17 protein-coding genes, 7 tRNA genes and 1 rRNA gene are annotated in these 18,054 nt (G+C 38.6%); 5 read left to right on the forward strand and 20 right to left on the reverse strand.

The window, feature by feature from the left end; genetic code table 11:
* Positions 1-6: 6 nt before the first annotated feature.
* The 3 genes from BQ7352_RS14100 to BQ7352_RS14110 are packed head-to-tail and all read right to left on the reverse strand — an operon-like array spanning position 7 to position 3,109.
* Positions 7-843, reverse strand: a complete 837-nt coding sequence (locus BQ7352_RS14100; RefSeq protein WP_072449796.1) for a carbohydrate ABC transporter permease — start codon at positions 841-843, stop codon at positions 7-9.
* Entirely contained in the window at positions 843-1,715 is an 873-nt protein-coding gene (locus BQ7352_RS14105; protein WP_072449797.1) for a carbohydrate ABC transporter permease, read from the reverse strand. The genes BQ7352_RS14100 and BQ7352_RS14105 overlap by 1 nt, the downstream gene beginning before the upstream one ends.
* A 17-nt stretch (positions 1,716-1,732) precedes the next feature.
* Positions 1,733-3,109, reverse strand: a complete 1,377-nt coding sequence (locus BQ7352_RS14110; protein WP_072449798.1) for an ABC transporter substrate-binding protein — start codon at positions 3,107-3,109, stop codon at positions 1,733-1,735.
* A gap of 287 nt (positions 3,110-3,396) precedes the next feature.
* Between BQ7352_RS14110 and BQ7352_RS14115 the strand changes: the two genes are divergently transcribed.
* From BQ7352_RS14115 to BQ7352_RS14130, 4 genes are all read left to right on the forward strand, one after another.
* Complete coding sequence (locus BQ7352_RS14115; RefSeq protein ID WP_072449799.1) at positions 3,397-4,428, forward strand: LacI family DNA-binding transcriptional regulator; 1,032 nt, start codon at positions 3,397-3,399, stop codon at positions 4,426-4,428.
* A 76-nt stretch (positions 4,429-4,504) separates the two neighbouring features.
* On the forward strand, positions 4,505-5,608 hold the full coding sequence (gene nagA / locus BQ7352_RS14120) for an N-acetylglucosamine-6-phosphate deacetylase (protein ID WP_072449800.1): 1,104 nt from the start codon (positions 4,505-4,507) through the stop codon (positions 5,606-5,608).
* A 21-nt stretch (positions 5,609-5,629) separates the two neighbouring features.
* Positions 5,630-6,517, forward strand: a complete 888-nt coding sequence (locus tag BQ7352_RS14125) for an AAA family ATPase (protein ID WP_072449801.1) — start codon at positions 5,630-5,632, stop codon at positions 6,515-6,517.
* Positions 6,517-8,235, forward strand: a complete 1,719-nt coding sequence (locus BQ7352_RS14130; protein ID WP_072449802.1) for a vWA domain-containing protein — start codon at positions 6,517-6,519, stop codon at positions 8,233-8,235. The genes BQ7352_RS14125 and BQ7352_RS14130 overlap by 1 nt, the downstream gene beginning before the upstream one ends.
* 74 nt (positions 8,236-8,309) lie before the next feature.
* Here BQ7352_RS14130 and BQ7352_RS14135 read toward each other — a convergent pair whose 3' ends face one another.
* The 8 genes from BQ7352_RS14135 to BQ7352_RS14170 form a co-directional block, all read right to left on the reverse strand.
* On the reverse strand, positions 8,310-8,555 hold the full coding sequence (locus BQ7352_RS14135; protein ID WP_072449803.1) for a GIY-YIG nuclease family protein: 246 nt from the start codon (positions 8,553-8,555) through the stop codon (positions 8,310-8,312).
* Positions 8,556-8,741: 186 nt separating this feature from the next.
* Complete coding sequence (locus BQ7352_RS14140) at positions 8,742-9,524, reverse strand: M23 family metallopeptidase (RefSeq protein ID WP_072449877.1); 783 nt, start codon at positions 9,522-9,524, stop codon at positions 8,742-8,744.
* A gap of 87 nt (positions 9,525-9,611) precedes the next feature.
* Complete coding sequence (locus tag BQ7352_RS14145) at positions 9,612-10,478, reverse strand: SpoIID/LytB domain-containing protein (RefSeq protein ID WP_072449804.1); 867 nt, start codon at positions 10,476-10,478, stop codon at positions 9,612-9,614.
* A gap of 53 nt (positions 10,479-10,531) precedes the next feature.
* Entirely contained in the window at positions 10,532-11,098 is a 567-nt protein-coding gene (locus BQ7352_RS14150; protein WP_072449805.1) for a tRNA 5-(aminomethyl)-2-thiouridylate-methyltransferase MnmM, read from the reverse strand.
* A gap of 2 nt (positions 11,099-11,100) precedes the next feature.
* A complete protein-coding gene (locus BQ7352_RS14155) occupies positions 11,101-12,390 on the reverse strand; it encodes an O-acetylhomoserine aminocarboxypropyltransferase/cysteine synthase family protein (protein ID WP_072449806.1) in 1,290 nt (429 codons plus the stop codon).
* Positions 12,391-12,417: 27 nt separating this feature from the next.
* Positions 12,418-12,780: a fluoride efflux transporter FluC gene (locus BQ7352_RS14160; protein ID WP_072449807.1), complete on the reverse strand. Its 363-nt coding sequence runs from the start codon at positions 12,778-12,780 to the stop codon at positions 12,418-12,420.
* A 13-nt stretch (positions 12,781-12,793) separates the two neighbouring features.
* Positions 12,794-13,105 carry a hypothetical protein gene (locus BQ7352_RS14165; protein WP_072449808.1) on the reverse strand — a complete coding sequence of 104 codons (312 nt, stop codon included), beginning with the start codon at positions 13,103-13,105 and terminating at the stop codon, positions 12,794-12,796.
* Positions 13,102-14,469 (reverse strand): MATE family efflux transporter, encoded by a 1,368-nt coding sequence (locus BQ7352_RS14170; protein ID WP_072449809.1) that lies wholly within the window; start codon positions 14,467-14,469, stop codon positions 13,102-13,104. Before BQ7352_RS14170 ends, BQ7352_RS14165 begins: the two co-directional genes overlap by 4 nt.
* 204 nt (positions 14,470-14,673) lie before the next feature.
* Between BQ7352_RS14170 and BQ7352_RS14175 the strand changes: the two genes are divergently transcribed.
* A complete protein-coding gene (locus BQ7352_RS14175) occupies positions 14,674-15,447 on the forward strand; it encodes a DUF6062 family protein (RefSeq protein WP_072449810.1) in 774 nt (257 codons plus the stop codon).
* 591 nt (positions 15,448-16,038) lie between these two features.
* On the opposite strand, the gene BQ7352_RS14180 is transcribed toward BQ7352_RS14175, so the two are convergent.
* From BQ7352_RS14180 to BQ7352_RS14220, 9 genes are all read right to left on the reverse strand, one after another.
* Entirely contained in the window at positions 16,039-17,082 is a 1,044-nt protein-coding gene (locus BQ7352_RS14180) for a CAP domain-containing protein (RefSeq protein ID WP_072449811.1), read from the reverse strand.
* A gap of 106 nt (positions 17,083-17,188) precedes the next feature.
* Positions 17,189-17,261: transfer RNA gene (locus BQ7352_RS14185), tRNA-Lys, on the reverse strand.
* 8 nt (positions 17,262-17,269) lie between these two features.
* Positions 17,270-17,342, reverse strand: a tRNA-Phe gene (locus BQ7352_RS14190).
* Between the two features lie 5 nt (positions 17,343-17,347).
* Positions 17,348-17,421 (reverse strand) — tRNA-Met (locus BQ7352_RS14195).
* A gap of 44 nt (positions 17,422-17,465) precedes the next feature.
* A tRNA-Thr gene (locus BQ7352_RS14200) sits at positions 17,466-17,538 on the reverse strand.
* Positions 17,539-17,544: 6 nt separating this feature from the next.
* Positions 17,545-17,626 (reverse strand) — tRNA-Tyr (locus BQ7352_RS14205).
* A gap of 20 nt (positions 17,627-17,646) precedes the next feature.
* Positions 17,647-17,719: transfer RNA gene (locus tag BQ7352_RS14210), tRNA-Val, on the reverse strand.
* A gap of 33 nt (positions 17,720-17,752) precedes the next feature.
* Positions 17,753-17,826 (reverse strand) — tRNA-Asp (locus BQ7352_RS14215).
* A gap of 103 nt (positions 17,827-17,929) precedes the next feature.
* Positions 17,930-18,054 (reverse strand): 23S ribosomal RNA (locus BQ7352_RS14220); the annotation flags it as partial.

The following is an 18,054-nucleotide window of genomic DNA, read 5'->3' on the forward strand; positions in this document are numbered from 1 at the left end:
CCCTTCTTATTTCACTGCTCCGGCTACAACACCGCTGATAATCTGTTTCTGAAGCACTACGTACAAAATTAAAATCGGAATAACACAAAGAAGAAGCCCTGCCATAATCGTTCCGTAATCTGCAGAATAAGTACCATAAAAACTATAAGTAGAAAGCGGAAGTGTCAAAAGTTTTTTATCAGTCAGCACCAGTGATGGCAGTAGGAAGTCATTCCAAAATGCCAGTGCGTTTAAAATTGCCATTGTAGAAATAATAGGTTTTAATAACGGAAATACAATCTTAAAAAAGGTCTGCGTATGAGTACATCCGTCTATATATGCTGCTTCTTCCAACGCCATCGGCATATTTCCTCTGATAAATCCATGGAACATAAATACAGACATTGCCATGGAAAATCCGGTATGCATGAAAATCAATGTCAATCTGTGATTTAAAACATTTAAAGTTCCACCATAAATGCTGACTAAAGGAATCATAATTGCCTGAAATGGAATAATCATAGATGCTACCATTAAAGCAAATGTAATCTTTGAAATTTTATTATTGTGACGCACAATATAATAAGCCAGCATTGCTGCTAATAAAATTACAAGCACTGTAGCGCTTGCTGTTACCAACAGGGAATTTTTAAATGCATTGAGGAAGTCCATCTGCGTAAAAGCTTTTACAAAGTTATCAAAAGACAATCCCTTTATGGTAAACAGCCATGAAAACGGACTTTTTATAATATCTCTCTTTTGTTTCAGGGAATTGATAACTACCATGATAAAAGGAAACATATACGCTGCAAATAACACAATTAAAATTATTGTAGAAAAAATATTGCTTTTCTTCTTTTTCATTATGCTTCAACCTCCCTCTTCTTCGTCATATATACCTGCAAACCACTGATGCATGCCACAATTACAAATAGAATAAATGCTTCTGCCTGACCAACGCCAAACTGTCTTGATGTAAATGCTTTTTCATATACATGCATAGCTGCCATCTCTGTTGTTCCATAAGGCGCTCCTGCAGTAAGAGACAAGTTTACATCATAAACCATAAATGCCCTTGATAATGTTAAGAACAGACAGATTGTCACAGATGACATCATTAATGGCATAATAATTTTTCTCATTTTCACCCAGCCGGATGCCCCATCAATGCTGGCTGCTTCCATAACATCTTCGCTTAATCCCATAAATCCTGCCACATAAATCAAAATCATATAACCGGAAAGCTGCCATACAGATACCAATACCAGTGCCAAAAAGGCTTTATTCGGCTCTGACAGCCAGGAAACTTCAAAAAAGGACCATCCGGTAACCTCTCCGATATTTACAAAAACTCTGGAAAATACAAACTGCCAAATATATCCCAGTACAATTCCCCCAATAAGGTTTGGTGTAAAAAATCCTGCGCGGAAAAAATTCTGCCCCTTAATCCCCCTTGTAAGCAAATATGCAATACCAAAAGCTAACACGTTTACAAGAATAACTACGGCAATTACATATTTAAAGGTGAGAAACAGAGAACTCCAGAACTGTGTATCCTTCATAACTCCTGCAAAGTTTGCCAATCCAATAAAATTCTTTACATCAGATACACCATTCCAGTCTGTAAGTGTTAAATACACACCATAAAGAAATGGAAGAATTACCACTGCAACAAAGCAAAACATGCCCGGTAATGCAAATATGCAAAAATCTTTTCTTTTATTATTTGCTTTCATTTATTCAGCCTTCTTTCTTATTTTTGTTCAGACCAATAAGTTTCAATAGATTGTGTCAGTTCCTCCCTGTCACTTCTGCCTGCAAGATATTTCTGCATAGCAGCTCCCAATACTGCCCAGTGATCGTTTGGAACAATCGCAGAAGCATTAAATGCTTTATCTTCATGCATTTTCTTATAAATATCTCTGCTCAGCGGATCCATTGGTTCATAAGGATTATTTCCAAAAGGAGGAATAAGACTGCATGTTTTCACAATCATCTGCTGCCCAATTTCACTATATACAATCCAATTCAAAAATTCCTTTGCTGCTGTCTGCTGTTTTTCATCAGCAATCTGTCCGTCAATCATAACCTGTTTTGATGGTGATGCCTGAATTTTTGTATTTACAAAATCCTCTGTATCATTATTCATGAAAAATGGAAGAAAACCATATTCATCATCTTCTTCTGCTCCTGCTTCTGCAAGATTTGGCCATGCCCAGTTTCCGTTAAACCAAAATGCTGTCTTGCCATCTGCCAAATCAATCGCCATTTCATCATAGTCAGCTCCCAGTGGATCACCCTTGGCAACGTTATATTTCTTTAAAACATCAAACATATCCAGAAATTCATCTAAACGAGAATAATTTTCTAACTCTAACTGTCCTGCTTTTATCTCTTCAATGACTTCCTGTGCTCCCGGTGATGTTCCATCATTTGTTTCATAAATATATTGAAGTTGATGTGCGCCTAAAGACCAGTCCTCCTTTGCCAGAGAAACAGGACGTTCAATCCCAGCTTCTACCAGTGCATCTAAAAGCTCTGTAAATTCCTCCAAAGTAGTAATTTCATCAGGATTGAACTCCTCTTCTAAAGCTTCTTCAATCACTTTCTGATTATAAATAAGCCCTCTTCCTTCAATACATAACGGAAAACTATAAACTTTATCGTTAATTTTGGTCACATATTCCTCAGCTTCACTAATCCACGCTTCATTTGATAAATCCAGTGCTTTCTCTTCTGCCAGTGCAATAACATCTGTTGTATCCAAAATAGCCATTGTTGGCGGTGTACCGGAATTGTACATGCTTACCACTTTCGTATACGGTGAGTCCCCGTCTGTAACCGGCATAACCTCAATATGTACACCTGATTTTTCCTCATATATTTTTGCCATTTTTTCCAACGCTGTCTGAATTTCTGCTTTCGAATTTAACAGTGTAATTTCTGTTCCCTTTAAATCCGAATTATAAGAAAAACTGTCTGTAGAAGTATCAATAGGAACTTCTTTTTCCGTTTCATTGGGATCATCCGGATCACTGGCAAACCCAAAAGTACATCCTGTAAGTGTTCCTGTCAAAAGTACCCCTGCAAGTGTCGATGCGATACACTTTATCATAAATTTCTTTTTCATGGATTTTTCCTCCTGCTTCTTTCTTCGCCCATTGTATAACCAGTAAAGTAACCGGTTACTTTATGATTTCATACTAGCACACAACCAGCATTCCGTCAACGAAAAACCTTTATTTTCAGCACTGTTAGGTAAACTTTGTAAAAACTATACGATTTTACTGTTTTGCTTTTAGAAACATTTCACAAAACCGGTTACTTAACCGATTATTCCTTGTTCCTAAAAAAAACTTTTGATATACTACTACATAATAAAACAGGTGAATAATTTTTTTAATAAAAGAGGCTATTATGACAAAGAAAAAAAATGTAACATTTAACGACATTGCAAAATATACTAATTTTTCAAAAACAACGATTTCCAGATATTTTAATGATCCTGACTCCCTGACCTTAGAAAATCAGGAAATCATTTCAAAAGCACTGGTAGAACTAAATTATAAAGAAAACAAAGTTGCCCGCATTCTGGCAAATGGTAAAACAGAATTTATTGGTATCGTTATACCAAATTTGCACAATCACTATTATTCTGAAATGCTAAACCAGATTTTGCTCACCTACGAGCAATTCGGTTATAAATTCCTTGTCTTTATCGGAAATGAACATGCTGAAACAGAACGTCAATATATTCAGGAGCTTCTTGCATATAAAATTGAAGGTCTAATTATTATGAGCTTTACCATTCCGTCCAAAGAGCTTGCAGATTTACATATTCCGATTGTTACCATTGAGCGCGAGGATAAATATGTATGCAGCGTAAACACAGACAATTACATGGGTGGTGTACAGGCTACCTGCCTTCTTGCCAGCCATAATTGCGATATCTTCATACATATTAATTCCCCCACCGCTCCGGATATTCCTGCTTACGGCCGTATTCAAGGATTTTTAGATATTTGCAGGGAGAAAAATCTGAAACATGAAATCATTTATAAAAATCTGGGAAACAGCTATCAGATGATGAAAGAAAGTTTAAGTGAAGTCTTAGATAAAATAGAAAAAGATTACCCTAATGAAAAGAAAGGAATTTTTATTTCCAGTGATACCCATGCCAATGTATTTTTAAATCTTCTGATACAAAGATATGGAAAATTACCTGAAGACTACTATCTTGTAGGGTTTGATAATTCTCCTATCTCCACAGAAGCCGCAATCCCTATCAGTACCGTAGGACAGCATATTGAAAAAATTGCACTGGAAGCGGTAAGCCTTCTGGTAGAGCAGATGAATGAACGGAAGAAAAGAAAACCAGTTCCATTAGAAGAACCAATTCACAAAATTGTTACACCTTGCCTGATACGAAGGGAAACAACAGAAAAATAATCCTTTTGATAAAGGTTGATTTCACCCTTACATCTCCTTATAATGAAAATATAATAAACAAAAGGGAGAATTCACTATGATTATTAAAAATGGTTTTGTATTTCAGGAAGACGGCACCTTCCTGCAGCAGGATTTATATGTAGAAAACGACAGAATTGCAGCTTCCGAAACAGAAGTAACAGACAAAACTGTCATCGATGCTTCTGGATTAAAAGTCATTCCGGGACTTGTAGATGTTCACAGCCACGGCGCAAAAGGTCATGATTTCTGTGATGCAGATCCTGAAGGCTTAAAGGTTATCTTACAATATGAAAAAGAACACGGCATTACTTCCTACTGCCCCACTTCCATGACACTTGCCAAAGAACAGCTTATGAATATTTTCGCTACTGCAACAAAAGTAAAACCATCAAAAGAGCTTGCTCACATTATCGGTGTCAATATGGAAGGTCCATTGATTGATATTAAAAAGAAAGGCGCACAGGCAGGAGAATACATTTCCGTTCCTGATGCATCCTTCTTCAGAAAATGTAACGAAGCTTCCGGAAATCAGATTAAACTGGTAACATTAGCTCCAAATGTGGACAAAGCATTTGACTTTATTCAGGAAGTGAAAGATGAGGTTGTTATTTCCATTGGTCATACTACTGCAAATTATGACTGTGCAAAGAAAGCCATGGATATGGGTGCAAGGCACGTAACTCATTTATACAATGCTATGCCTCCATTTGCTCACAGAGACCCGGGCGTTGTAGGCGCAGCCTGTGATACTCCGGACTGTATGGTAGAACTGATTTGCGATGGTTTCCACATTCATCCTGCCACAATCCGCACCACATTTAAGATGTTCGGTGATGAACGTGTTGTCCTTATCAGCGACTCCATGATGGCAACTGGTATGCCAAATGGTAAATACGAACTGGGCGGACAGGAAGTTACTATGACAGACTGCTTTGCAGCTCTTTCTGACGGTACAATTGCAGGTTCTGCTACTAATCTTTTCGACTGTATGAAAAAAGCTATGGAATTTGGTATTCCTGAAGCTATTGCTATTTTTGCAGCAACCAGAAACCCAGCTAAGAGTATTGGTGTATACGACAAAGTAGGTTCTCTTACCCCAGGTAAATATGCAGATATTGTCATTGTAAACGATAACTATGAAATTCAGCAGGTAATCTAATATCTGCAGAAAGGGGTTTTTATGGATTTCAACGAAGCTTTGCAGTCACGTATTGACACTTTCAAAAGCCAATATCCACTGCCCGACTCACTAAAGGCAAGACTTACCGAACCATCCATGCCTTTTTATGGAACAAAAATACTTACACAGGCAGTTACTGCCCTGTTAGAAGGGGAAAATCTGCTCCTGTGCGGAGATAAAGCAACAGGAAAAAATATATTGGCTGAAAATCTGGCATGGATTTTCGGCCGCCCCACTTATAACATCTCTTTTCATGTAAATACAGACAGCAGCAGCCTCATCGGGACAGATACTTTTAAAAATAATGAAGTTACTTTAAGACAGGGACCTATTTATCAATGTGCTGTTTCCGGTGGTTTTGGTATTCTGGATGAAATCAATATGGCCAAAAATGATGCGGTAGCTGTTCTCCACGCTGTTTTGGATTACCGCAGGATTATGGACGTACCTGGTTATGAAAAAATTGCCCTTCATCCTGCCACACGTTTTATCGGTACTATGAATTACGGCTATGCGGGAACAAAAGAATTAAATGAAGCCCTTGTCTCCCGTTTTATGGTAATCAATATGCCCCCTCTTACTATGGAACGTCTGGAGCAAATTCTGAGTAATGTTTTTCCTCATATCAAAGCAGATGCTTTGGAACAATTCTGCGGACTGTTTCTGGACTTACAGCTAAAAGCAAAAAACGGAGAAATTTCTACAAAGGCTGTGGATATGCGCGGACTTATCGGCGCAATTCGCCTTATTCACGGTGGTTTAACACCCATAGAAGCTATAGAAATGGGTATCATAAATAAATCTTTTGATATTTTTGAACGTGAACTTATCAGCGACATTGTTATGACTCGTATCCCTGATACATGGAAAAGCGGTGATGTGTTTTAATGAAAGAAAACATGATGGAAAACAGACTGCAAAATCTCCTGTGGACAGTCAGTGAAGATTACAACTGTGATGTAAAAATCAATCCCGCAGACCTTCAGAAATCTCCTGAAATTGCTTTTTACAATATGATTTTACAGGGAGCTTTTCAAAAATATTTTGACGCAGAGGTTTTTGAAACCTACATGCAAAAGAAAATACAATATGGAGCAGAACCTTCCGTTCTTTTCCTGATTTCCAAACTCTGTATAGACAGCGCAGTCTGCCAAAAGGTCTGTGCAGAGCGAAAGGGAATTGAAAACATCCGGAGGAAAGCTTTTCGTGAAACTCTAAAAAAAGATGCCTTTCGTTTTTCTCATACGGACTGGGATTATCTGGAATATTGCTATTTAGAATTTCAGCTTTACCAAAAAATAAGAAACCCCAGGCTACAGCCTCTGCTTTTAAAAATTGCCGCACTTTCTCATACAAACTCTATAAAAGATGTGTGTAAATGTATTGATGAAGTCTATCATACAGCTTACGAAAAAGGATTTGCAGAATATTTCAAAGGGATTAGCAGAGACACCAATGGTCTGCAATCCGGCACTGAAGACTCTGAAGAAACCAAGGAACAGGATAACCTTATCTCTGAAGAAGATACTGTCAACATATTCAGCGGTCATGTAGATGCTCAGGATAACGGAAAACAGGATAAATCAACTGCCAGACTTCTTTCTCTTGATAAGCAGTCCTCCGAACATCTGGAAAAGTATATTGAATTAAATTATGGCAAAAGTATTCTTCCACCTAATGAAAAATCACGTTTACAAAAACAGATGTGTACGGGCATACACGAAGACTGCAGGCTTCATATCACAAAAGGTGTTCTTCACAATCAGACAGAAAACAATGCCAAAACAGATTATGTAAAGAGAATAAAGGAAGAAAACCTTCACATTTATAAAAAGAATTTTCTTCTCACACGACAAAATATTCTATCCCTTTCCAATCTGTTAAAAAGAGCTTTACTCACCAGAACGGAACGGGAACTGTGTACCAGTGAATACGGCACAATCTGTCCGGAAAAGCTCTGGAATTTAGGTCGAACAGACAATTCCATGCTATTCAAACGGGAGCTTTTACAGGATAATTCCGATTTTGCCGTAGAAGTTCTCATTGATGCCAGCGGCTCACAGCAAAGACGCCAAAGTCTTGTAGCGCTTCAGGGATTTATTATAAGCCGTGCTCTAAGTCTTGCAGAAATTCCCCATCGTGTAACGGGATTTTGCACTTTTGGTTCTTACACTATCTTAAATGAATATCGGGATTACCTTGATAATTCTGATGCTGATGAAAATATCTTCGAATTTTACGGTTCAGCCAACAATCGAGATGGACTTGCCATCAGAGCTGCTGCCGACAGCCTTGATAAACAGCCGCAGGAAAATAAAATCCTGATCGTATTAAGCGATGGAAATCCAAATGATATTATTGCCGCAAACTCCCGTCAAAAAGCAGAAAAACAGCCCTACTGTCTGGACTTTGCAGTAAAAGATACTGCCACCGAAGTCCGCAGGCTGCGAAATCGTAAAATCTCTGTTTTAGGTGTATTTGCCGGTGAGGAAGAAGACCTTCAGGCAGAAAAGAAAATCTTCGGAAAGGATTTTGCCTACATTCACGATATTTCCAACTTTGCAAACATTGTAGGACATTATCTAAAAAAACAAATCACAGACTAGTACAACGAAAAAAATTTCCGCCACATCGATACCGGACAATTAGCCCTGTCATGTGGCGGTTCAAAGTTATGATATCACAAAAATTTTTTAACCAGCTCTAATTTTCCTTCTCTTTTCAACTGTTTAATCTCATACTCCCTGCGCATAGCTTCCGTCTTCGTCTCAAACTCTTCAAAATAAACCAGCTCTACCGGACATCTGCTCTTTGTATATTTTGCACCTTTCCCAGCATTATGACTGGCAATCCTCTTTTCCAGATTGTTTGTCCATCCAGTATACAAACTGCCGTCGCTGCACTTTACCATATACGTATAATTCATCTTTTTCTCCTGTAAATCTATGTAAGGAACGTCTTGCCCAAAGACATGACGTTCTATATATCAAGCCGCCGATTAAAAAGTATTTCACCCAAACAAGATACTGACTGTAAGATAAAATCGGCTGCGGATTTTCTTTCCGCATAGTTTATTATACTCTCCCAGCCAGAATTTGTGAATGCTCTTCTTTTAAGGAAGATACTGCATCGGATCTAATGGAACTCCGTCCTTTGATAAAGCAAAGTACAGATTTGCCCCTTCCTTTGTGTAATATTTTGTAGGTTCACTGATATAACCTAACACACTTCCGGCAGAAACATATTCCTCAGCCTGAAATGGTACATCTTTTAACTGTCCGTAAACTGCCTGATAGCCATTTCCCATATCTACCGTAACAGTCTGTCCTGTTTCTTCGTTATTTACCACAGACACAATTTTTCCGTTGGCAACTGCTGCCACAGGAGAACCTACTTCTGAAGAAATAGCGATTGCAGGATTGAGTTTATACACATTTAAAGTTGGAAAATAGATTGTATTATCCATATTATAGTCCAAAATAACCTGTCCATTTACCGGCCATTCCATTAAGGAACTCTCTGTAAAGTTAATTTCCGGTGCTGCTGCTGCCTGTGCAGATGTATTTTCTGTCTCCGGTGCGGGCGCCTGTTCCTGTGTTGTTTCCGGTGCCGCCGTTTCAGGAGCAGGCTCTTCTGTGCTCTCCTGTGTACTGTCTTCCACTTCTCTTGTACCCTCTACTTCTGTAGTATTTACATCCTGTGTTTCTTCTTCTGTCTCTTCTCGCTCCTCTGTTTTTATTGCCTGGTCAACAATATCTTCCTCGTTCTCCTTAACAAATTCTTTCTCATTTGCTCTGCTCTTACTCCCGGACTGGTAAACAGCCACACAGGTAACTACCAGAGTAAGTGCCAGTAAGCTTCCCAGTGCTACACGAATTTTTCCTTTTTTACTCATATTTTTCACCTCTGCCTTAGTGGGCTCATCCGCCCCTTTCTTGTTTTCAAATATAGGATTACCAGAAAAGCAGAAGTTATACATCTTTCATTTTTCTTTCTGTATTTCCATATCAGGAAAGAAATATCCCAATATCTGCTCATAACTTTTTCCTTCCAATGCCAGATTGTGAGCAGTATACTGACTCATTCCCATTCCATGACCAATACCTTTACATAAAAACCGTACTTCACCCTGACTGCTTTGTACACTAAAGCAAGAGGAAGGTAAATTAAGCAGTTCTTTTATTCTCTCTCCCTGAAACACCTGATTTCCAATCTGAATTTCCATGACATACCCAGCGCTGTCTGTTCTTGTTATTTCGATTTCTGTCTCTGCTGTTATAGAAAAGGCAGGATAACTCTTTTTAATTTTCTCCTCTAATTCCTTTAAAGAAAAATAACAGCCCTCTATATACAGAGGACTGTCTATATCTTTTGGTGTTTCCACTGAGGGTATGTAAGCAAACTTTTCGCCCAAAATTTCTTCTCCGCTTCTGGTTTTTCCCTGACTGAGAGGATGATAGGGCAATTCTCTTTTTTCATTTTGAAACACAAGAACTTCTCCCTTTGTACAGGCAGATGCTTCCTGAAACATACGAAATTGTTTCAATTCTTCCCCACTCATGTTTTTTTTCTTTAAATAATCAGCCGCTTCCTGAATATCCTTTATGGCTTCTTCTGATTTATTTTTTAAAGATAAATTGGTTCTCTCAATCACCGTCTGCGCTTTAATTGCTTCTTTCTCACATTCCCAGTCAATATGAGCTGCTGCCAAAATCGGTATATATTCTTCTAAATCCGGCTGCCTGCTTAAAGGACATGCCTTTCTTCCTGAAATAATTACTGTCAAAAGATAGGGTAGTATCAAAAACAACACTGCAAGTAACACGCCTGAGCCTTTTTCTTTTTTCATAAAAATATAAAACCGACATTTCTTACTTGTAGTATATGTTACTCTCTGCTATTCTATCCCTTTTTCACAATAAAAGCAGGAATGGGAGGATTATTTTCCCTGTTATAATAGCTATTGACAATCACAACATACTTTCGACTGTTCAACTTCTTTAAATACTCTAAAATTCGATTTTTCTCCTCAAATCCCGTATCTCCTCCGCTGTAAATGCAAAGTGCCATAACACCGCCTTTTTTCAGTAGTTCAAGACCTTTTTCAATGGCTTTTACGCTGGTATCCGCCTTTGTTGCCAGATTGTGGTCGCCTCCCGGCAAATATCCGAAATTAAAATAAATCCCGTCTACGGTTCCTGCCTCTGCGTATTCATCCATGTTTTCGTGGCTGTCCAGATAAAGTTTTGCCCTGTTTTCCACATTATGCTCTTTTAAAAGCTTTGTTGTACACATAATCGCCTTTTCCTGCACATCGAAAGCCAGAACTTTTCCACTTTCTCCTGCCAATTCACATAAAAATAACGTGTCATGTCCATTCCCCATAGTTGCATCAATGTACAATCCCTCTGGATTTACCTGCAGCTTAAACAGCTCATGACTCCACTCTGTAATCTGATAAGATTTCATACTTATTTTTCACTAGCCTCCAATGCCTGTGAAAGGTCTGCGATAATATCGTCAATATGCTCAATTCCTACTGAAAAACGAATCATGCCAGGTGAAACTCCTGCTGCAACCAGCTGTTCATCATTTAACTGTCTGTGTGTATGACTTGCAGGATGCAATACACTTGTCTTAGCATCTGCCACATGAGTAACAATAGAAGCCAGCTTCAAGCTATCCATAAATTTCACAGCCGCTTCTCTGCCCTTCTTTAATTCAAAGGAAATAACTCCGCAAGTTCCATTTGGCATATATTTCTGTGCCAAATCATGATATTTGTCCTGTGTAAGTCCCGGATAATTTACCTTTCCAACCAGTGGATGTGCATCTAAATACTCTGCAACTTTCTGTGCATTGTAGCAGTGTCTTTCCACTCTTAAAACTAATGACTCCAATCCTAAATTTAAGATGAAGGAGTTCATAGGAGAAGGTACAGAACCTAAATCGCGCATAAGCTGTGCATTGATTTTTGTAATATAAGCAGCTTTTCCAAACTGTTTTGTATAAACCACTCCATGATAAGACTCGTCAGGAGTTGTCAGTCCCGGGAATTTATCAGCGTGAGCTTCCCAATCAAAATTTCCGCTGTCTACAATAGCGCCGCCTACCTGCGCTGCATGTCCATCCATATACTTTGTTGTGGAATGCACTACAATATCAGCACCCCATTTAAACGGCTGGCAGTTTACCGGTGTAGCAAAAGTATTATCCACTACGAGAGGAACACCATGGCTGTGTGCCAGATTTGCCATTTTCTCAATGTCTAATACAACTAAAGATGGATTTGCAATAGTTTCTGCAATGACTGCCTTTGTATTTGGTTTAAATGCTTTTTCCAATTCCTCTGCCGGCGCATCTACATCTACAAAAGTACATTCAATTCCCATTTTTTTTGCTGTTACACCTAACACATTTAAGGTTCCGCCATAAATAGCAGAAGCACAGATTACATGATCTCCTGCTTCACAAATATTAAAAATAGAATAAAAAATTGCGGACTGACCTGAGGAAGTGAGCACTGCAGCAACTCCGCCTTCCAAATCTGCAATTTTAGCTGCAACTAAATCATTGGTAGGATTTTGGCATCTTGTATAAAAATATCCGTTGTCCTTTAAATCAAACAATCTGCCCATTTCTTCTGTTGTGTCATACTTAAAAGTTGTACTCTGATAAATAGGCATCATCCTCGGTTCACCCTTCTTCGGTTTCCAACCGGACTGGATACATTTTGTCTCAATATGATATTCTCTGCTCATCTCTATCCTCTCCTTTATAAAAATATTTTAAATTATTTTCTGTGCCAGCATCACTGCCCCTAGACATATCAACACACTTGCAGCCATATAAACTGCTGAAAGAACGCCTTTCCCATTTTCTATTAACACATAGCTTTCCAACGCAAATGTGGAAAAAGTAGTAAATCCCCCACATACTCCCGTCTTTAAAAATAAAATCAGAGAGCTGCTTCCTATTCCTCTTTTTGCCGCAAATGCAGAGATACAACCAATGAGAAAAGCTCCCGCCGCATTGATGAAAAGGGTAGTCCATGGAAACCCTGATTTCCCCTGTATGGGGATAAGACTCAGCAAATATCGTGCTGACGCCCCTATAAAGCCTCCCATGCCAACACAAAAACAGTTTAACATAGCTCTGATCTCCTTATCTTCTGTAATATTTCTGTCCAATAAGGATAATTGCCACAAACACCACAAGTCCTGCTCCAAGCACTAAAAGTGTCTGCTCGGAACTCAGTACTATACGCAAGGATAAAAGCTGTAAAACCAGCAAATCCAGACCAATAGCACAGACTGCTCCGCCAATTGTCATCATAAACTTTCTTTCATTTTCAGGTGAAACTCCACTGGAAAAACGTTCCCTTATCATAGATGGCTTCCCTTTCACAGCAAGAAAAATTCCTGCTAAAATAATGACTGCTGCCAAAACAATCAATACAATATGTTGCTGTGTCATTTCAATTCCTCCCTTATTTCCTGTTTCTCATATTTATTTAATACCAACTTAAACCATAATGGCAATATGGTTCCTTTGAATATACAGGATAAGCTTAATGCCCACCAGACACCGTTTAATCCCAATCCCGTAGCAGATAAAAACATGGCAGCCGGAATTCTAAGCGCATTGAATAAAATCCCTGTAACAGATGGCTGTACAGTCTTTCCCATTCCCTGGAAAGCTCCGGTGGCAGCTCCCTCCAGACACATAAAAATCTCTGAAATCCCTATAATTCTTAAATAATCTACACCCATAGGAATAACATCCGGTTCTTTAATAAATATTTTGAAGAAGAATTCCGGAAATACCCACAGAAGCAATGTAGTAATTACACCCCACACCGCCATAATTTCAATGGCTTTTCGATATCCCTTCTTAATACGCTTCTTTTTGCCGGCTCCGTAATTCTGTGCAATAAAAGCATTCACTGCTGTGGAAAAACCGCCTGCCATCATCCAGGAAATAGACTCTATCTGACTTCCTACTTTCTGAACTGCTACTGCTGCATCTCCCCAGCCTGCAATAAAACGTGCAATTACCATAGAAATCATGGACATCAATGCATCCTGCATAGCAGAAGGAAGACCTATTTTCACAATTTCCCTTATATGCTCCTTCGGTGTCCTTACAAACAGATGAATTCGTCCAAAAATAATTGGTTCTTTCCATACTGCCTTTAAATAAAGGACAAATACTATAATCTGTGCAAATACTGTTGCAAAAGCTGCTCCTGCAACTCCCATTCCTTTTAATGGTCCGATACCAAAAATCAAAAGTGGGTCTAAAATTAAGTTAATCACCAACCCTACCGTAGTAACACGAAAGGTGGTCACTGTATTCCCCATAGCTGCCAGAATTCCTCCGATAACCTGATCTAAAAAGGAAAATACAATCAGTCCGCAAGTAATCATCAAATAAACTCTGGCATCCCATATAACATCCGGACTGTTCAAATTAAAAAATCCAATTAACTGCCTGTTTAACAGCAAACTAATAATTCCATACAGAACACCTAAAAATGCTCCCATACGCAAAGCTCCTCTGGCGAACTCTGCTCCTTCTTCGGGATTTCCTGCCCCCAAACGCTGCCCTACACTTACCTGTCCGCCAATTCTGGGTATCATTGTAAATCCGTTTGCCAGCCACATGAACATACCGGCTGCTCCAACCGCTGCCACTGCGTTGCTTCCCAGTCTTCCAATCCATATCATGTCAACCAGATTATATCCCATCTGAATAAAGGAAGTTCCCATGATAGGAAAAGCCAGGCGAGCAAGCGTTCCTGCAATTGGTCCTTCTAATAAATCAATCTTTTTTTTCATGTCTTTTTCCCTCAAATTCTGTCATTACTTTACTATCTTACCAAACTCTGAAAGAACCTGCAAATACTAATTTTTCTCTGTAAAATTCCCTTTTCAAGTGCTTCCAACTGTGATACTCTTTTTGTAGGATTGTGGGAATAAAAGCACGAAACAATCCAGCAGGCATCTTTTTGCCCTGACATCTTAAAGAATAGAGGACGCATTATGAAAGAAAAAATATACACCATTCCATTAATGGACGCATTTCATGCAAATGATGAATGCCCATTCTGCTTTATCGAGAGAAACCTGGAACAACATGCCCTGGACTTTGTTCTAGGACAAGGTGCTTCCTACATGGAAGATGATATAAGGGCAGAAACAGATAAAATGGGATTTTGCCGGGACCATTATAAAAAAATGTTTCACTACGGAAATCGTCTTGGCACCGGACTTATCCTCACAACTCACTTTAAAAAGAAAAATGAAGAATTAAAACAACAGATAAAAATGTTCTCTCCAAAAAAAGCATCCATGCTGGGACATTTCAAAAAAGCCAAACTAAATCCTGACAATCCTCAAACCTCTCTGGGTACATGGATAAAAGAACAGAATAACTCCTGCTATGTCTGTGATTATTCCAAAAACACTTATGCCAGATATTTAGATACCTTTTTTGAACTTTATCGTAAAAACAAAGAATTTCAGGAACTTTTCAAAAACAGTAAAGGGTTCTGCCTCCCTCACTTTGGTGATTTAGTAGAAACAGCCGAAGAACTCCTATCCCATAAAGAAAAATCAGAATTTTATCAGCAATTATTTTCTTTAATGACAGAAAACCTACAACGCGTTACTGATGATTTAGAGTGGTTCTGTGATAAATTCGATTATAAAAATAAAGATGCTGACTGGAAAAACTCCAAAGATGCTATACAAAGAGGAATGCAGAAATCCGCTGGAGGATATCCTGCCGATCCTTTCTATAAATCAGAAAGATAAGAAATTCAAAAGTATTTATAAAAAAAGAATAAATGAAATTTCCTCTTTTTCATTTTTCTTTTAGTATTTCGTCATAAATTATCCTTATTTACATAGTATAGTATATCTTGTAAAAGCCAATAAGACTTTTTTCAAAATCTTTTTCTTTTCATATTACTGGCAAAGCTATTGCCAGTAACTCCTTCTTTTTTATGAAATGAACAAGAGCAGAAATCTATCCCCCCTCAGATTTCTGCTCTTGCTTTTTTATTGTACAAGAACTTGCGTCCTATACAATGAAAACGCTCCGCTTGCATGAAATTCATTCCCTGTAAAGTAATAAAATCCTATTTTCCGTTTTTTTCTTTTCTTCACATTTCTTTTATCATTTCATCACAAATTCATCACATTTACCCTTTATAGTATAACTTGTAAAAGCCGATAAGACTTTTTCAAAAATCTTTTTCTTTTTCATATTGCCGGAATAGAAAACCGGCTCTCCTTCTTTTTAATATTTAAAAATATTAAAAAAGAAACCAGAATCAACCTTCCCCCCTCATTGATTCTGGTTCTTTTTTATTTCTAATAGCAAAACAATTCTTACAGCTTATATTATTTTCCGATAAACAACTGTACCCAATTTGTTCTTCCATTCTTATCTACATAATATCCTACACCTATATGTGTATATGGACCCATAATATTCTGACGATGACCCGGACTGTTCATCCATCCAGTCATAACCTGCTCAGGTGATTTTTGTCCCGCAGCAATATTTTCCCCACACATCCAATATTCAATACCAAACTCCTGTAAAACAGTAAAGCATGATGTTCCATCCGGACGTGTATGTGACAAATTCTGCTCTAACTCTTTTGCACGAACACCGGCTGCCTCAGCAAGCTCATAATCATATTCTAATGGCTCTAAACCATTGGCAGCACGCTCCTTATTTACAATATTAGCAACTTCCATCTCATAAACTATAGAAATGTCTTTCACCCATTTTCCATCCGGACCTACGTAATAATTACCGATCCAGGTGTTCGTGGCCATTGCTCCGCTTCCAGTTAAATAATAATCACCTACCCAGGTATTACTTGCCATCGCTCCGTCCGAATTAAGATAATACCATTTTCCACCAATTTCTCTCCACCCAGTCAACATATAGCCATTTTTATCAAAATAATACCATTTTCCTTTTATATACTCCCAGTTATTTGTTGTATAACTTCCATCTTCATGGCAATACCACCATCCTTGTTTTGTCTTCATCCACTGAGCTGTTCTCCATTGACCATCTGCCCCTACATAATAATCTCCAATCCAGGTGTTCGTGGCCATTGCTCCGTTTCCAGTCAAATAATAATTTCCTACCCAGGTATTACTTGCCATTGCTCCATCCGAATTAAGATAATACCATTTTCCATCAATTTCTCTCCACCCAGTCAACATATAGCCATTTCCATCAAAATAATACCATTTTCCACCAATTGATTTCCATGTATTAGCTGGATAACTTCCATCATCCTCTTGATACCACCAACCAGAATTATTTACATTCCATTGAGCTGCCTGTACTTCCATATTACTTACAACAACACTAGTTATCAGAAAAAAGGCTGCTGCAAATCCCCTTACACTTTTGTTTCTCATAGCATTTACCTCCTACTTTTTAAGTTAATTCTACTAAATTTTTTTAAAATAAACAACAAAAAAGGTTTAAATTCTTAAAATAAGAATTTAAACCTTTTTTCAATAGTGAAGCATCGGGGATTCGAACCCCGGACAACTTGATTAAAAGTCAAGTGCTCTACCGACTGAGCTAATGCTCCATATTAAATGCCCAGAGCCGGAATCGAACCAGCGACACGAGGATTTTCAGTCCTCTGCTCTACCAACTGAGCTATCTGGGCATGAGTAGCGGGGACAGGATTTGAACCTATGACCTTCGGGTTATGAGCCCGACGAGCTTCCAGACTGCTCCACCCCGCGATATAATATTATACAATAAAACTTATTACTAAATCTTATCGTTAAGCCGATGATCGGACTCGAACCGATAACCTGCTGATTACAAATCAGCTGCTCTGCCAATTGAGCCACATCGGCATATAATGGGCGATGGTGGATTCGAACCACCGAAGGCGTTGCCAGCAGATTTACAGTCTGTCCCCTTTGGCCACTCGGGAAATCGCCCATATGAACTTTTAAAATAAATGGGACCTACAGGGCTCGAACCTGTGACCCTCTGCTTGTAAGGCAGATGCTCTCCCAGCTGAGCTAAGATCCCATAAATTTTCATTTACTTTCAATCGAAAGTAAACGACCCAGAAGAGACTCGAACTCTCGACCTCCGCCGTGACAGGGCGGCGCTCTAACCAACTGAGCCACTGGGCCATACTGAAGATATATACCTTCAAAACTACATATATAAAACGAAACTTTCCAACTGCCGTTCAGTGAAGTTTTGGATACTTCTATAATCCGCTTTCTCCACTATTAGGTCAAGCCCTCGACCGATTAGTAGCAGTCAGCTCCATACATTGCTGCACTTCCACCTCTGCCCTATCTACCTCGTCGTCTTCAAGGGGTCTTACTTCTTTCGAATGGGATATCTCATCTTGA

The organism is Blautia sp. Marseille-P3201T, assembly GCF_900120295.1.
In the GTDB taxonomy this organism is placed as follows: Bacteria; Bacillota; Clostridia; order Lachnospirales; family Lachnospiraceae; genus Blautia.

Coding starts and splice junctions, on each gene's coding strand:
- BQ7352_RS14145 (WP_072449804.1), bottom strand. CDS start 10,478: ATGAAAAAAGAAAAAGGCTCAGGCGTGTTACTTGCAGTGTTGTTTTTG.
- nagA (WP_072449800.1), top strand. CDS start 4,505: ATGATTATTAAAAATGGTTTTGTATTTCAGGAAGACGGCACCTTCCTG.
- BQ7352_RS14175 (WP_072449810.1), top strand. CDS start 14,674: ATGAAAGAAAAAATATACACCATTCCATTAATGGACGCATTTCATGCA.
- BQ7352_RS14130 (WP_072449802.1), top strand. CDS start 6,517: ATGAAAGAAAACATGATGGAAAACAGACTGCAAAATCTCCTGTGGACA.
- BQ7352_RS14110 (WP_072449798.1), bottom strand. CDS start 3,109: ATGAAAAAGAAATTTATGATAAAGTGTATCGCATCGACACTTGCAGGG.
- BQ7352_RS14105 (WP_072449797.1), bottom strand. CDS start 1,715: ATGAAAGCAAATAATAAAAGAAAAGATTTTTGCATATTTGCATTACCG.
- BQ7352_RS14170 (WP_072449809.1), bottom strand. CDS start 14,469: ATGAAAAAAAAGATTGATTTATTAGAAGGACCAATTGCAGGAACGCTT.
- BQ7352_RS14135 (WP_072449803.1), bottom strand. CDS start 8,555: ATGAATTATACGTATATGGTAAAGTGCAGCGACGGCAGTTTGTATACT.
- BQ7352_RS14180 (WP_072449811.1), bottom strand. CDS start 17,082: ATGAGAAACAAAAGTGTAAGGGGATTTGCAGCAGCCTTTTTTCTGATA.
- BQ7352_RS14150 (WP_072449805.1), bottom strand. CDS start 11,098: ATGAAATCTTATCAGATTACAGAGTGGAGTCATGAGCTGTTTAAGCTG.
- BQ7352_RS14100 (WP_072449796.1), bottom strand. CDS start 843: ATGAAAAAGAAGAAAAGCAATATTTTTTCTACAATAATTTTAATTGTG.
- BQ7352_RS14140 (WP_072449877.1), bottom strand. CDS start 9,524: ATGAGTAAAAAAGGAAAAATTCGTGTAGCACTGGGAAGCTTACTGGCA.
- BQ7352_RS14155 (WP_072449806.1), bottom strand. CDS start 12,390: ATGAGCAGAGAATATCATATTGAGACAAAATGTATCCAGTCCGGTTGG.
- BQ7352_RS14160 (WP_072449807.1), bottom strand. CDS start 12,780: ATGTTAAACTGTTTTTGTGTTGGCATGGGAGGCTTTATAGGGGCGTCA.
- BQ7352_RS14165 (WP_072449808.1), bottom strand. CDS start 13,105: ATGACACAGCAACATATTGTATTGATTGTTTTGGCAGCAGTCATTATT.
- BQ7352_RS14125 (WP_072449801.1), top strand. CDS start 5,630: ATGGATTTCAACGAAGCTTTGCAGTCACGTATTGACACTTTCAAAAGC.
- BQ7352_RS14115 (WP_072449799.1), top strand. CDS start 3,397: ATGACAAAGAAAAAAAATGTAACATTTAACGACATTGCAAAATATACT.